Below are 15,036 nucleotides of genomic sequence, written 5' to 3' on the forward strand. Positions count from 1 at the left end.
CTGCCACCGGGTCAGAGGTTGTACATTTCCTGCCAGTACTCGGCAAACAGGTGTAGCCCGGTGCGCATGCGTTTCAGGCTCGGTTCGTTGTGGTGGCGTGCGGGGTCTTCCAGGCACTCGAAGGCAAATATCATTTCGTTCAACGCCGCGTCCCAGTGGGCGCACTCGTCCTCCAGGTCCATGTAGATTCTGCTGAAGTAAGCGGGCGGAAACTGCGTGTGGTCCGCGAAGGCTCTCAGCGTCGGCAGTATCCTCCGGGCCATCTGGCGGTTGGTCTGCGCATAGTCCTCGTCGTCCACGAACATGTATTCGGCATTGAGGAAAGGCAGGCAGACGGCGAAGTGGTGCAGGCCGTAGAGTACGCGGGAGGCTGTTTCGGCGTCCGTCGGCCGGTCGTCCTGCTCGTTGCGGTCGAGGATGTGGCGGAGGGCGAACACGGCTTCTTCACACGCCGGCCTCAGTCCGTCGGGGATGCGGGCGTGGCGCATGAAGCCCTCCAGCAGCGGGAGGCAGGCACCCGCGGCATAGTCGGCGAAATACCAGACGCGCTCGCGCCTGTCCAAGTCTGAGCAGGGGAATATCTCTGAGGGGGAGTTCGTATCCATAGGCTTTACGATTTTTCTGCAAAAGAAAGGGGGTGTTGTGCCAAACGGGGGCACAAGGGCGGAAAATCTTCAAACAGAGATGCTCAAAACAGCTTCAACTCTTCTTCGCGCACCTCTCCGAACCACTCGCGGAGGCGGGCTTTGGCTTTCTTTTCTATTTCCGGCGTGACGTTGGACCACACTGCGTGCAACGCCCACAGCAACGCGGCCATGTCGTCGGTATAACCAACGCCCGGCGTCATGTCCGGAAACCACTTTGATGCCCGCCTTCCGAGCCACTTGCTTAATTTTATCCCACAGCTTGGATTCCGAATAATTACTACCGTAGGAACTGTAATCGGTCACTTTTCCCATATCTATTATTTATTGGTTTTATTCTTCCCGTCCTTTCTCCATCCTCGCCCAAACCTTCCGGTACGCCCCCTCCGACAACCGTCCCAGCAGACCGGCCGGCCGCGTCTGCAGACTGCCGCACTTGGGACACGGCTGCGGCATGGACAGGGCGGTCGCCATATACTCCACGTCGGGTGCCTGGAAACGCTCGCCGCAACGGGCGCATTGGAATGTCTTGATGCCTCTATACATATCTTCCGTTTTTACCGTTCAAAATTACAGCATCCGGCCACACGCGTCAAGTTCATAATGGTTCATATCTATTTATTTAACAGTCGTCGGACAGAGCACGGAGAAAGAAAACGTATCTTTGCCGGAAACAACCGGTAAACCCTAAAACATCAGACACATGAAACAGCACCATCCCTCCCCCGCCGCCGAAGCACTCTGCCGCGCCCAACGGCAACTCATCGACGAAATCTACGCCCACGCCCGACGCCTGGGCCTGTCCAACGACAACCTGTGGCCCATCCCCGACGGCATCTACGTGCCAGAACCCAAAGCCGGAACCGAAGCCGCCGACCTCTCCACCCTCGAAGCCTACCTGAGCGGCACGCGCGTGATGTGGGTCTTGAAAGAACCCTACGACGAAACAGAAGGCGGCACCCCCTCGGGCGGAGGCTGGAACATGTTCGAAGCCTTCGACAACGGCAACGCCTGGGCCAACCGCACATGGCAGTCCATCATCTACGCCATGCACGGCCTGTTCGCCGGAAAACACTGGCAGGAAATGGATTGGATTCGGGACGACAAGCAGATGGCACAAGTATTGAAAAGGATAGCCTACATCAACGTCAGCAAGATGCCGGCACTGACGCAGACAGACGACGGACAATTGCAGGAACTATACGAACGATGGCGCCCCATCCTGCTCCGGCAGATAGAAGTGTACGACCCGCAAGTCATCGTCTTCGGCAACACCTTCCGCTATTTCAAGAACGACCTGGCCCCAGGAGCCGCACAGCCCGACCAAGTGTACGGCGACCACGCCTTCCACACCTACGTGCGCGGCGGCCGCCTGCTGATTGACGCCTACCACCCCAACCAGCGCGTGCTGCCCCGCGGAGAATATGTAGACAGCCTCATCGACATCATCCGCAGCTACGAAACAGAAAACCTCCACCCATAAACCACCCCGAGACAGGCACTCCGCCACGGCCGTCCCTCCCCCGGACAAGAGCCGTGCCCCCTGCGGACAAGAGCCGCCCCTCCGCCGGACAAGAACCACGCCCCAAGCAACAAAGAGCCACAGAAACACATCACCAACAACGACCGCTACGCACGCCCCAAGCAACAAAGTCCGCCACCCGCGCCACCGCCCGGCAGGAGACAGAAAAAACAAAGTCCGGTAATCAACGATTACCGGACTTCATCCTGTACCCAGACCCGGGGTCGAACCGGGATGGAAGTGAATCCACTGGTGTTTGAGACCAGCGCGTCTACCGATTCCGCCATCTGGGCAACTTGTTTTCTCAATTGCGGTGCAAAGATACGGCTTTTTCCGGAACCTGCAATACTTTTCCTAAAAAAAGGCGAAAAAAACAAGAAAATGAAGCACGAGAAGTCGGAAATAAGGAAATATAATGTACTTTAGCGGAAACTTTCTAAAACTATATCGTATGGCAGCTAATAAAGATAATTTTTGCGTGATTATGGGCGGAGGAATAGGAAGCCGTTTCTGGCCGTTCAGCCGCAAGACGCTACCCAAACAGTTTCTGGATTTCTTCGGGACGGGACGCTCGTTGTTGCAACAGACGTTTGACCGCTTCCGGAAGATTATCCCGGTGGAAAACATCCTGATTGTGACGAACGCCATGTATGCCGACTTGGTGAAGGAGCAGCTTCCTGAGCTTTCGCCGGAACAAATCCTGCTGGAGCCGACGCGCCGGAACACGGCGCCGTGCATTGCGTGGGCGTCGTACCACATCAGGGCCATGCATCCGAACGCTAACATCGTGGTGGCGCCGTCGGACCATCTGATTCTGAAGGAAGGGGAGTTTCTGGATGCCATTGAGAAGGGTCTGGAGTTTGTGTCGAAGTCGGATAAGCTGCTGACGCTGGGCATCAAGCCGAACCGTCCGGAGACGGGCTATGGTTATATACAGATTGCCGAGCCGGTGGGCGAGAACTTCTACAAGGTGAAGACGTTCACGGAGAAGCCCGAACTGGAGCTGGCGAAGGTGTTCGTCGAAAGTGGTGAGTTTTACTGGAACTCGGGGTTGTTCATGTGGAACGTGAACAGCATCATCCGGGCGGGCGAGCTGCTGTTGCCCGAGCTGACGGCCAAGCTGGCGCCGGGCGAGAAGGTGTATGGGACGCCGGAGGAGCAGCAGTTTATCGAGGAGAATTTCCCGGCTTGCCCGAATGTGTCCATCGACTTCGGGGTGATGGAGAAGGCGGACAACGTGTATGTGTCGCTGGGCGATTTCGGCTGGTCGGATCTGGGGACGTGGAGTTCGCTGTATGACCTTTCGCCGAAGGATATGAACGGCAACGTGGTGCTGAAGTGCCAGACGCTGTTGTATAACTGCCGCGACAACATTGTGACGATACCAAGCGGCAAGCTGGCTGTCATCGACGGGCTGGAGGGTTACCTGGTGGCCGAGTCGGACAATGTGCTGCTTATCTGCAAGAAGGATGAAGAGCATGCCATCCGCAAGTATGTGAACGATACGCAGATGAAGCTGGGCGAGGATTACATCTGATGCCGGCCGGGGCGTGTGTCCCGCCGGGGGCTTGCGCCGCTGCAAACAGGCAGGGCGGTTTCACCGAGGTGAAGCCGCCCTGTTCGTTTTGCGGTGGAGGAAGCCGTCGGGTGCTCAGAGTTGTGCGCGGATGGCTTCGGCCACGGCGCGGAACTCTTCGTCGGTCAGTTGCAGTTTGGGGTTGGAGAAGCGCATGTCTTGCTCGCTCTGCATGGGCACGAGGTGTATGTGTGCGTGGGGCACTTCCAGTCCCAGCACGGCCATGCCTACTTTCCGGCAGGGGAAGGCGCGTCCGATGGCCAGCGCTATCTTCTTGGCGAAGACGTGCATGGCGGCCAGGTCTTCGTCGCTCAGGTCGAAGATGTAGTCCACTTCTTGTTTGGGCACGACGAGGGTGTGTCCTTTCACCAGGGGGTTGATGTCGAGGAAGGCGAAGAACTTGTCGTCTTCGGCCACTTTGTAGCAGGGTATCTCGCCTGCAATGATTCTGCTGAATATCGTCATAGTTGCTGTATATATATAATAAGGTGTGTATGCCGTCGGGGATGCCGGGGGCAGGGATGAAAAAAATGAAGAATGAGGCATCGGCCTGTGGCGCGTATGGCTGTCATTCTTCATTTTTCATCTTGTTAGAAAGATATGCTTAGGATTTCGAGTTTAATCATGCCCTGGGGGACTTTGATTTCGACCACGTCGCCGGCTTTCTTGCCCAGCAGTCCTTGTGCGATGGGGGTGTTGACCGAGATTTTGCCTTCTTTCAGGTTGGCTTCGCTTTCGGAGACGATGGTGTAGGTCATCTTGGCTCCGTTCTTCACGTTTTTCAGTTCCACCTTGTTCAGAATCTGCACGGTGTCGGTCTTCAGCTTGGACTCGTCGATGATTTTGGCATCGGCAATCGTGGCTTTCAGCTTCGCTATCTTTGCCTCGAGCATGCCTTGTGCTTCTTTGGCGGCATCGTATTCGGCGTTTTCAGACAGGTCGCCTTTGTCGCGCGCCTCGGCGATGGCGGCTATTACTTTGGGGCGTTCCACCGCCTCCAAGTGCTTTAATTCGGCCAGCAGTTTGTTGTAGCCTTCTTCTGACATATAAGCCATAGTTTGTTCCTCCTGATAGTTTTTTGTTTTTAATGTTCTTTACGGTAGTTTCTTATATAAACAAAAAAGAATCCCGGCATGAGTGTCATGCCGGAACCCTCTTTTGTATTTCGGGGGCAAAGATAGGCTTTTATAGGATATGTGTCAAGCAAAAAACGATGCTTTGTGACATATTAAGCATTTTTTACGCCCGCCGGACGGTTGTCAGAGCAGTTTCTGCACTTCTTCTTCCAGGTTCTTGATGGCTTCGCCGCGCAGGCTGAGGTCGTTGTTGCGGTTGACGAGGAAGAGTGTGGGCAGGTTCTGCACGTTGTAGGCCGAGGCGTAGGCCGAGTAGACGCCTTGCGGGTCGCGCACGCAAATCCAGGGCAGGTTGTCGGCCGTGGTTTTCCAGAAGTGCTCGTCGGCGTCCAGCGACACTTGAAAAATCTGGAGGCCGCGGGCTGCGTACTTGTCGTAGAGGTCGCGCAGCATGTAGTTGTGCGCGGCCGATGCGGCGCTCTGGTAGATGGTGAAGTCCAGGATGACCACCTTGCCCTTCAGGTCGGTCAGGCGGTGCGTGTTGCCTTGCAGGTCGCGCAGGCTGACGTCGATGACGCCCGTCTCTTCCACCTGAATCTGCGTGGTGTCGGCCTGGGCCGTGCGGTGCGGCGTGCGCGTATTCTTCATGCCTTTGATGACGATGTTGTAGAGGTTGCGCGAGCGGTCGGCATGCGGGTAACGGTTGTTCAGGCTGGTGGCCACGGCGGCAAAGCAGCGCACGTCTTGCTTGCTGTTCAGGGGGTCGAAGATGAGGTAGCCGTTCAGCTTCTGGAAGAGGGCGAAGTAGGCAGCCGTCGTGTTCGGAGCCGCGTAGATGTAGCGGGTGCTCACCTCCGACTTATAGTTCTGCATCCAGCGCGACAGGCTGTCCTGGAAGTCGTCCACACCGATGGCGTGCGCCTGCATGGACTCGGTCAGGCGGTTGACGCGCTCCTGCAAGCCGGCCTGCATCAAGGTGAGTTGCTTGATTTTCTCGCAATTGTCCGAGCCTTCCACGGTGTAGGCCGTGGCAAAGCCATCGTAGGGTGCTCGCACGGTGATGGTCTCCGTAGAGTCGACCGACAGGTTAATCACTTTGTCCTCCACCCGCAGGCGGTAGAACTCGGGCGAGGCAGGGCGGTCGGCCTTGAAATCGAAAGCACCGTCCGCCTTCAGCTTCACCGAGTCCAGGGGCACGATGCCGGTCAGGGCCGAAGCCTCCAGATAAAGGGTCTTGCCCTCGGCGCCGGTCACCTCGCCCGCCACCTCAAACCGCGGCCCGGTGCTGCACGCGGCCATCACGACGGCCACGGCCGACATGACAAAAACATTCTTCTTATTCATTACACAATTCATTATGATTCATCGTTTCCTGCGCCAGCCCGGCCCCCTGCCCACTGTCCGGCAGAAGCGCGGCCCCTGCCCGCAACAGGCACGGCCCGTGCGCGCACGAAGCAAACCGCCCGCGCACGACAACGGCTGACAGGCTGCAAAGATACGTTTTTTCACATTCAATCAAAGCATTTCCCCCCTTCTTGCGCCAATTATTAATGAAAAATCACGCATTTATAAACTTTTAATCGCTCTCTCCTTCCCCCGCCCGATAATAATATGTATCTTTGCACGATTTTTTTAGAGAAACAGAAACAAAAATTTTTTTATGATTAACCCCATTGTTAAGACAATCGAGCTGGCCGATGGCAGAACCATCACACTCGAGACGGGAAAGCTGGCAAAACAGGCAGACGGTGCTGTGATGCTGCGCATGGGCAACACCATGCTGCTGGCGACTGTTTGTGCCGCAAAAGATGCAGTTCCCGGAACAGACTTCATGCCGCTGCAGGTAGAGTATAAAGAAAAGTATTCGGCGTTCGGACGCTTCCCAGGCGGCTTCACCAAGCGCGAAGGCCGCGCCTCGGACTACGAAATCCTGACCTGCCGACTGGTAGACCGCGCCCTGCGCCCCCTCTTCCCCGACAATTTCCACGCTGAAGTATACGTAAACATCATCCTCTTCTCCGCCGACGGCGTAGACATGCCCGACGCCCTGGCCGGACTGGCCGCATCGGCAGCCCTGGCCGTGAGCGACATACCTTTCGGCGGACCCATTGCCGAAGTGCGCGTGGCACGCATCGACGGACAGTTCGTCATCAACCCCACCTTCGAGCAACTGGAGAAGGCCGACATGGACCTCATGGTCGGAGCCACCTACGAAAACATCATGATGGTCGAAGGCGAGATGAAGGAAGTCTCCGAGCAAGACCTGCTCGCCGCCCTGAAAGCCGCACACGAAGCCATCAAACCCATGTGTAAGGCACAGATGGAACTGGCCGAAGAAGTCGGCTCCACCGTCAAGCGCGAATACAACCACGAGGTGAACGACGAAGACCTCCGCAAAGCCGTGCACGACGCATGCTACGAAAAGGCCTACGCCATCGCAGCCAGCGGCAACCGCAACAAACACGAACGCCAGGACGCCTTCGACGCCATCTGCGACGAATTTAAGGCACAGTTCACCGAAGAAGAACTCGAAGAAAAAGCCCCCCTCATCGACCGCTACTACCATGACGTCGAAAAGGAGGCTATGCGCCGCTGCATCCTCGACGAAGGCAAACGACTCGACGGCCGCCAGACCACCGAAATCCGCCCCATCTGGTGCGAAGTATCCCCCCTGCCCGGCCCCCACGGTTCGGCCATCTTCACTCGCGGCGAAACGCAGGCCCTGGCCACCGTCACCCTCGGCACGAAGGACGACGAGAAGATTGTCGACGACGTCCTGAACCAAGGCAAGGAGCGCTTCCTCCTCCATTATAACTTTCCCCCCTTCTCCACCGGCGAAGCCAAAGCGCAACGTGGCGTAGGCCGCCGCGAGATAGGACACGGACACCTGGCCTGGCGCGCCCTGAAGGGACAGATTCCCGAAGGATATCCCTACGTCGTGCGCGTCATGTCCGACATCCTCGAGTCCAACGGCTCCTCCTCCATGGCTACCGTCTGCGCCGGCACACTCGCGCTGATGGACGCCGGAGTCCAGATTAAGAACCCCGTGTCCGGCATCGCCATGGGTCTGATTAAGAACCCGGGCGAGGAAAAATACGCCGTTCTCTCCGACATTCTGGGCGACGAAGACCACTTGGGCGACATGGACTTCAAGGTGACCGGTACGAAAAACGGCATCACCGCGACACAGATGGATATCAAGGTCGACGGGCTCTCCTACGACATCCTCGAGAAAGCCCTGCTCCAAGCCAAAGAAGGCCGCGAATACATCCTGGGCAAACTGACCGAATGTATCGCCGAACCGCGCGCCGACCTGAAGCCGCACGCTCCGCGCATCGAAACGATGACCATCCCCAAAGAGTTCATCGGCGCCGTCATTGGCCCGGGCGGAAAAATCATCCAAGGCATGGAAGAAGAGACCGGTGCCATCATCAACATTGAAGAAGTGGGCAACGAAGGCATCATCGAAATAGCCGGAACGAACAAGAAGTGCATTGACGACGCCATGCGCATGATTAAGGCCATCGTCGCCATCCCCGAAGTAGGCGAAGTCTACCACGGAAAGATTCGCTCCATCATGCCTTACGGCGCCTTTGTCGAGTTCTTGCCAGGAAAGGACGGCCTCTTGCACATCTCCGAGTTCGACTGGAAGCGCCTCGAGACCGTCGAAGAAGCCGGCTGGAAAGAAGGCGACGAAATCGACGTCAAGCTGCTGGAAATCGACCCGAAGACAGGCAAATTCAAACTGTCGCACAAGGTACTGCTGCCCAAGCCCGAGGGCTACACCGAAAAGCCCGAACGCAAAGGACGCCACGAGAAAAAGTAAACGTCCCGCAGCGAAACATATCACACCGAGCCGCCTCCCCCAACCGGGAGGCGGCTCTTTTCTTTTAAGTTAATATTTTGTTAAAAAAGAGGCCCCAGTGGAAGCGGCAAACAACTTTTTCCGTAATTTTAAAGGACAAATAACACGGCGAAAAGCCCCGGAATGTCACATAGACACGGCAACCGACCGCTTAACGCCCTATTTCACATCCTAACATGAAAAAGATACTCTTTTCCCTCATCCTGCCGCTCGCCTTCCTGCACGCGACGGCGCAACAAGTAGAATACCAGACATTCATCTACACCGACGACGACCTGGCCCAAGAGATAGCCCGGCAATACGAAGAAGAAAACACCCGGGGCTACCTGGGCGACCTGTTCAACGCCAGCAAAGAGTCGGCCAAAGGCATCGCCTCGGGCTACGTCACCTCCTTCATCGACCTGGGCGTCAACGCCATTGCCTCGCTCGTCACCCGCAACGCACGACAGAAAGAAGAGTGGGAAAAGACGGTGCAGGCCGAAAACCAGTATCAGACCACCATCAGTACGGTGTCCGAACTGAACGACTTCTACAAAGAGACCTCTTTCGAAGGAGCCATGGACCCAAAGGGTATGCGCTTTGACGGCATCGGGTGCTTGCGGAAGGAGGGCCGTGATACTGCGTTCTACCTCTCTTGCCATATAGACCGGTCGAAAATCAGCCGCATCATCAAGCACTCCAAGTTCGAGCTGGTGCTCGACACCCTGATTGTCAGTCCGCTGCACTCCAACCTGCCCAACACGCCGCTGGACCTCCCCTTCTCGTTTGACGAACGGAAGAATTTCACCCTCAGCATGAACATCCGGCTCATCTCGTCATGGATGAACGAGGTTGTCCAACTGCAGAAAGACCAGGAACTCGGCGCGTTCACCATCACCATCCCCGTCAGCCCCGAACAGTTGGACAAACGGGGCTACCTGCGCTACGTCCGTGCCGAGGGCGAAACCCCTCGCTACGAAGTGGTGGGCGAAAGCTTCATCGTGCCCCGCTCGTTCATGGGCTACCGCGACGAGAACGACCAGTACCGCAGCAGTTGGGGCACGGGCGAGTACAAGCTCGACATCGAACTGCGCGAAACGTGCGACGTCACCGACCAATACCGCACCAACTGGAAGCAAGACCGCAAGCGCCGCAAGAAGATGCAGCCCAAGGAAGGTTTACTGAACACGACGTGGCAGGTCATCTCCAGCCAGAAATGGGACGAGCTGACCCGCTCGTGGGTCATCACCACCCTGCAAGCACCCGCCGGCATCATCACGCAGGACGTCATCGACAAGCTGGGGCTGGAGCCCGAGGCTGCGCCCGGCCGGTGACAACCACACTTCATAAAGAATCATCAAACCTACATTTTATAAATATATGAAGAAACATTTTTCCCTCTGCATCCTTTTGAGCGCAGTCCTGCTGTGTACCTTCACCGCTTGCCAACAGCAGAAAGCCCAAGTAGAACCCGAACCGGAGACAGCGTTCTATGCCTTTCCCGACCGTTTCCTGACGAAAGACAGCCTTAAATGGGAAGTAGGCATTGCCCGCTATGGCTCTTATACGGGAGAGTATTACACCCAATACGATTCCGACGCGGATTATTACTACCTGCGCAAAGACTCCGTAGGAATCCGCGTCCCCAAGCATCCCGACGGCAAGCTTGCCGTACAAGAAGGAGGGCAAGAGTGGAACGAAATAGGCCGTCCGATCGTATCCTACCCGGTCTACCCGTTCAGCGTATATCTGCCTAACATGTACTGCTACAAAGACGGTTACGTGAAAGAAGGAGATGAGACAGAGTGGTACCGCTATCAAATAGCGGGCAACGACATCCTCTGCGACACGCTGACGCTGGAGGACAAAAGCGAGGAAGGCTTCATCTTGCAAGGGAAGACGGGACGCTTCAAGCTGCCCAAAATCCAGAAAGGCTTCGCCACGCACAACGGAGACTTGCGTATCTACACAGAGCGGCAAGGGGAATGGATTCCCGCAGACACCTTGTTGTTCACGTACGGGTACGAGAAAGTAGAAGAAGACTACTCAATCTTTGATGCGATGTTCGGGACATTATACGGCAACGAATAGCATACGCCCCTTCTTGCACATAAACGACAGAATAACATGTCACGAATCATCACCCTGCTCTGTGTGCTATGCCTGCTCGCCCGTCCCGCCTGTGCGCAAGAGGCGGGAGGGCAGGCGGACTCTATCGCGCACCTTATCAACACCTATCAGGAGCGTGCCAATACAGCCGTTGCAGCGAACAATTACGACGACGCCATCGGGTGGGAACTGAAAGTGCTGGACATCGTGGAGAACTCGCTGGGGAAAGAAAGCCAGGAATATGCCCTGATACTGACGCTGATAGCCGGCTACCTGGATGCCGCGAATGAACCCGCCAAGGGACTAAACCTTGCGACACAAGCCTTGAACATTATAACACAATGTGCTAACGAACAAGACGAGAATTATATCCTCGTAGCACAAAGCACGCAGAAAATCAAGGAACATGCACTCGGCCGGCTGAATGACTACCGCGCTCAAGCCGATTCGGCAGTCAACCGCAGCGACTGGGCAGAAGCCCTCCGATGGGAACAGACTGCCGGCCAGTTCATCAAAGAAGCCGAAGGAGAAAGCACCGGGTATGCGCTTTCACTGAACCAGCAGTCTGTCTACAACGCCTTCCAGGGAGACTATACCAAGGCCATCGCCCTGGTGCAGCAAGCCATGCAGGTATGGGCAAAAGTCGCGGGAACGGATACTCCCAACTACCAGACCATGGCCGAAAACCTTGCGCACTACGAAAGCTACCGGAAAATAACCGTCTGTCAGGCGAAGGCCGACTCGGCTGCCGCCGCCAACGACTACCGCGCAGCCATCCGATGGAAGACACAAGTGGTGGACATCAGCAAAGCCACCATAGGCACACAAAACAACGAATACATCATGGCGGTGAACGACTTGGCGATTTATCACCTCAGTTTAGGCGAATACGCCGAAGCCGTCCGTTTGGGGGAAGAAGTCCTGCAACTACAGAAAGAGGCAATGGGCGAAGACAACCAGAACTACGCGACCTACCTGGAGAACTTAGGTGAATACAAAGCTGCCCTTGGCGAATATACGGCAGCCATCGAGCTGAACCGGAAGGCATTGGATACGAGGCAGAAGGTGCAAGGCGGTCGGCATCCGGACTATGCCGCGACTTTGACGAAGTTATCGAAATACTACTTCGACACGGGCGACGCCCGGACGGCTTTGCAGATGGCCGCGCAGGCTGCGGAGATTCTGTCAGCCACCGTAGGGAAGCAGACGGCTGACTATGCCGGTGCATTGAACGAACTGGCACGCTACAACGTCGCTTTGGCAAACCTGCCGGAAGCTATCCGGCTGGGCAAGGAAGCTGTAGACATTCAACGAGACGTCCTCGGGGTGAAGCACCCTAACTATGCCCGCTCGATGAGCAATCTGGCGCAGTATTATTTCCAGTCTGGCAATTATCAGGAAGCTGTCCGGTTGGGCACGGAGGCACTCGGCATCCAACAAGAATTGTTCGACGATGAACATCCAGATTGTGCCACGTCCTTGAACAACCTGGCCGAATACTACGCTGGGCAAGGCAACTACCAGGAAGCCATCCGGTTGACACGAAAAGCGCTCGACATCCGGAAGAAAACAGTGGGCGAAGAGCACCCTTACTACATTTCCACCATCAACAACCTGGCCAACTTCTATTTCCGCATGGGTTCCTATCCGGAAGCCATCCGGACAGGAGCCGACGCCTTGCAACGGGCAGAAAAAGTGCTGGGTCAGAATCATCCGAATTATGCCATGCTGCTGAGCAACCTCGGTATGTACTACGACCAGACGGGCGATTACCAAAAGGCCATCGAGCTCCATACAGCAGCCTTGCGCATCCGAAAGGTAGCCATTGGCGAGAAGCATCCGCTTTATGCCCAGTCGCTGATCAACTTGGGCAATGTATATTTCGAGCTGGGCAACTATCCGGAAGCCATCCGACTGACCGAACAAGCCGCCGCCATACAAAAAGAAGTGTTGGGCGAGAGGCATCCGGACTATGCCACGGCACTGAACAACCTCGGCCTTTACTACCAGTCGCAAGGGAACGACCAGACTGCAATAGACTGTTACAACCGTGCCTTGAACATACAAAAAGAAGTATTGGGTGAGTCGCATCCCAGTTTCGCCGCAGGGCTTAGCAACCTGGCCCTGCTCAGCCAAAAGGTGGGAAACGATACGGCCACCGTCCGCCTGCTCAACGCCTCGCTGGCCATCCAAAAGAAGAATGGACGAGAAAATCACATAGACTACGCCAAAACACTGAGCATACTTTCCGGGCATCAGCTTTTACACGGCAAAACGTCTGAGGCGCTCAACTTGCAAAAGAAGGAACTGAAGATAATCGAAAACACCGTAGGCAAACAACACGCCGAGTACATCAACCAGTTGGGAATACTGGCCGTCTACGAGGTACTTCTCCACCGCCCGGAGGCGACAGCCCTGTGCCACGAAGTGACCCGACGCCTAACGGACAACATCCGCCAGACCTTCGCCTACCTGACCAACTCCGAGCGCACCCAGTTCTGGCAAAAGAACCGCTACTGGTTCTCCCCCTTCATACACCAGGCCGCCTACACCTTCCCCTCCGACTCACTGGCCGCGAACGCCTACAACGGCCTGCTGCTGAGCAAGGGCCTGCTGCTGAACAGCGAAATTGAGCTGGGCACCCTCCTGGCCGAGAGCGGCGACGCCGAAGTGGAAGCCCTCTACAACGACCTGAAGCTACTCCGCCTGCAACTGAACAAGCTCTACGAACAACCCGTGACCGAACGCGCCCTCAGCACCGACTCGCTGGAGCGGGAGGCGCAGCGGCTCGAACGTGCCTTAGTGCAACGCTCGAAGGCCTACGGCGACTTCACCCGCAACCTGGCCATCGACTGGCAGCAGGTGCAGCAGCGGTTGGGCGAGCGCGACGTGGCCGTGGAGTTCGCCTCGTTCGCCACAGGGCGCGATTCGGTGATGTACGCCGCCTATTGCCTGCGCCGGGGCGACCGGTCGCCGCGGATGGTGCCGCTGTTTGAAGAAAAGCAACTGAAGGCCGTCGGCGCAACGCACTACTACGACCGTCCGGACGTGGCACGCCTGGTGTGGCAGCCCCTGGCGGAAGAGTTGGAAGATGCCGACCGCGTGTATTTCGCGCCCGACGGCGAACTGTATAACATCGCCATCGAGTCCGTGCCCCACTGGGCCGACTCGCTCCTCGTGTCCGACCACTACCGCTTCTACCGCCTCTCCTCCACCCGCCAACTGGCCTTGGCACAAGACGGGCAGTCGGCCGACGAAGCCGCCCTCTACGGCGGCCTGCGCTACGACACCGACGTCGCCACCCTGGTCAACGACAGCCGCCGACGTCCCGCCACGACGCGCACGGCCGACGTCGCCCTCTTCCACCTGGCCGACTCGCTCAACCTGCGCGCGGGGCTGCAAGACCTGCCCGCCACCCTCACGGAAGCGGAAGAGATAGAGACACATCTCCGCAATGCCGGCACGCACGCCACACTCTACACCGACACCGCCGGCACGGAGACTTCCTTCAAAGCCCTGTCGGGACGGCGCACGAGGCTGATGCACATCGCCACCCACGGCTTCTACTGGACCGAGCGCGAGGCGCAAGCCATCGGCGACCGCCTGGCCTTCCTCAACACAGCCGGACAGACGGCACGCTACGTCGAAGACAAGGCACTGACGCGCTCGGGACTGTTCTTTGCAGGCGTGAACCACGCGCTCGAGGGCGAGCCTCTGCCGGCAGACGTGGACGACGGCATCCTGACCGCGCGCGAGATTTCCACCCTCGACCTCCGCGGCCTCGACCTGGTGGTGCTGTCGGCCTGTCAGACGGGACTGGGCGAAATCACCGGCGACGGCGTCTTCGGCCTGCAACGCGGCTTCAAGAAAGCCGGTGCCCGGACGCTGCTCATGAGTCTCTGGAAGGTGGACGACCAGGCCACGCAACTGCTGATGACCCGTTTCTACGCCAACCTCACGGCCGGACAGAGCAAGGCCGAGTCGCTGCGCGAAGCCCAACGCTACGTACGCGAATACGAAGTCGAACAAAAGGTCACCCCCCGGAGCGGCCGCCTCCCCCTCTCCGCCCACGCCCGCCAGCAGGCACTGCAGCAACAGGCCGCAGCCGCCGGAACACAGCGCGTCCGCCCCTACCAATCGCCCCGCTTCTGGGCAGCCTTCATCCTGCTGGACGCCCTCGACTGAGCGGCCCGGTCCGCCCCGCACAAGAGCCCTGCCCCGTCCGGACAACAGCCGCGCTTCCTCCGAAGCGTTTGCCCGCCTCT

The 15,036-nt window shown here is 57.3% G+C and carries 12 protein-coding genes and 1 tRNA gene; 6 read left to right on the forward strand and 7 right to left on the reverse strand.

Translation table 11 applies throughout. From position 1 onward, the window contains the following. Nucleotides 1-11 precede the first annotated feature (11 nt). From M3090_RS02920 to M3090_RS02930, 3 genes are all read right to left on the reverse strand, one after another. Entirely contained in the window at nucleotides 12-605 is a 594-nt protein-coding gene (locus tag M3090_RS02920) for a hypothetical protein (RefSeq protein ID WP_249053894.1), read from the reverse strand. An 83-nt stretch (nucleotides 606-688) separates the two neighbouring features. Continuing rightward, complete coding sequence (locus tag M3090_RS02925; protein ID WP_249053895.1) at nucleotides 689-847, reverse strand: hypothetical protein; 159 nt, start codon at nucleotides 845-847, stop codon at nucleotides 689-691. A 130-nt stretch (nucleotides 848-977) separates the two neighbouring features. Continuing rightward, nucleotides 978-1,190 (reverse strand): hypothetical protein, encoded by a 213-nt coding sequence (locus tag M3090_RS02930; protein WP_249053896.1) that lies wholly within the window; start codon nucleotides 1,188-1,190, stop codon nucleotides 978-980. Nucleotides 1,191-1,347: 157 nt separating this feature from the next. Between M3090_RS02930 and M3090_RS02935 the strand changes: the two genes are divergently transcribed. Beyond that, on the forward strand, nucleotides 1,348-2,127 hold the full coding sequence (locus M3090_RS02935) for a hypothetical protein (RefSeq protein WP_249053897.1): 780 nt from the start codon (nucleotides 1,348-1,350) through the stop codon (nucleotides 2,125-2,127). A gap of 248 nt (nucleotides 2,128-2,375) precedes the next feature. Here the strand turns inward: M3090_RS02935 and M3090_RS02940 are convergent. After that, a tRNA-Leu gene (locus M3090_RS02940) sits at nucleotides 2,376-2,459 on the reverse strand. A 158-nt stretch (nucleotides 2,460-2,617) separates the two neighbouring features. On the opposite strand from M3090_RS02940, the gene M3090_RS02945 reads away from it, so the two are divergent. Continuing rightward, a complete protein-coding gene (locus tag M3090_RS02945; RefSeq protein ID WP_249053898.1) occupies nucleotides 2,618-3,703 on the forward strand; it encodes a mannose-1-phosphate guanylyltransferase in 1,086 nt (361 codons plus the stop codon). A 114-nt stretch (nucleotides 3,704-3,817) separates the two neighbouring features. Here M3090_RS02945 and M3090_RS02950 read toward each other — a convergent pair whose 3' ends face one another. The 3 genes from M3090_RS02950 to M3090_RS02960 all read right to left on the reverse strand — a co-directional run bounded on the left by M3090_RS02950 (nucleotide 3,818) and on the right by M3090_RS02960 (nucleotide 6,162). After that, nucleotides 3,818-4,207 (reverse strand): HIT family protein, encoded by a 390-nt coding sequence (locus tag M3090_RS02950; protein ID WP_249053899.1) that lies wholly within the window; start codon nucleotides 4,205-4,207, stop codon nucleotides 3,818-3,820. Nucleotides 4,208-4,332: 125 nt separating this feature from the next. Next, entirely contained in the window at nucleotides 4,333-4,797 is a 465-nt protein-coding gene (greA, locus tag M3090_RS02955) for a transcription elongation factor GreA (RefSeq protein WP_249053900.1), read from the reverse strand. 204 nt (nucleotides 4,798-5,001) lie between these two features. Next, on the reverse strand, nucleotides 5,002-6,162 hold the full coding sequence (locus M3090_RS02960; RefSeq protein ID WP_249053901.1) for a TlpA disulfide reductase family protein: 1,161 nt from the start codon (nucleotides 6,160-6,162) through the stop codon (nucleotides 5,002-5,004). A 316-nt stretch (nucleotides 6,163-6,478) separates the two neighbouring features. Here M3090_RS02960 and pnp point away from each other — a divergent pair, with 316 nt between their 5' ends. From pnp to M3090_RS02980, 4 genes are all read left to right on the forward strand, one after another. Then, entirely contained in the window at nucleotides 6,479-8,644 is a 2,166-nt protein-coding gene (gene pnp / locus M3090_RS02965) for a polyribonucleotide nucleotidyltransferase (protein ID WP_249053902.1), read from the forward strand. Between the two features lie 215 nt (nucleotides 8,645-8,859). After that, nucleotides 8,860-9,996 (forward strand): hypothetical protein, encoded by a 1,137-nt coding sequence (locus M3090_RS02970; RefSeq protein WP_249053903.1) that lies wholly within the window; start codon nucleotides 8,860-8,862, stop codon nucleotides 9,994-9,996. 46 nt (nucleotides 9,997-10,042) lie between these two features. Continuing rightward, complete coding sequence (locus M3090_RS02975; protein WP_249053904.1) at nucleotides 10,043-10,753, forward strand: hypothetical protein; 711 nt, start codon at nucleotides 10,043-10,045, stop codon at nucleotides 10,751-10,753. A 36-nt stretch (nucleotides 10,754-10,789) separates the two neighbouring features. Further along, complete coding sequence (locus M3090_RS02980; protein WP_249053905.1) at nucleotides 10,790-14,956, forward strand: CHAT domain-containing tetratricopeptide repeat protein; 4,167 nt, start codon at nucleotides 10,790-10,792, stop codon at nucleotides 14,954-14,956. The last annotated feature ends 80 nt before the right edge of the window (nucleotides 14,957-15,036 follow it).

This window comes from Bacteroides sp. ET71, from assembly GCF_023336905.1.
Taxonomy (GTDB): Bacteria; Bacteroidota; Bacteroidia; order Bacteroidales; family Bacteroidaceae; genus Bacteroides.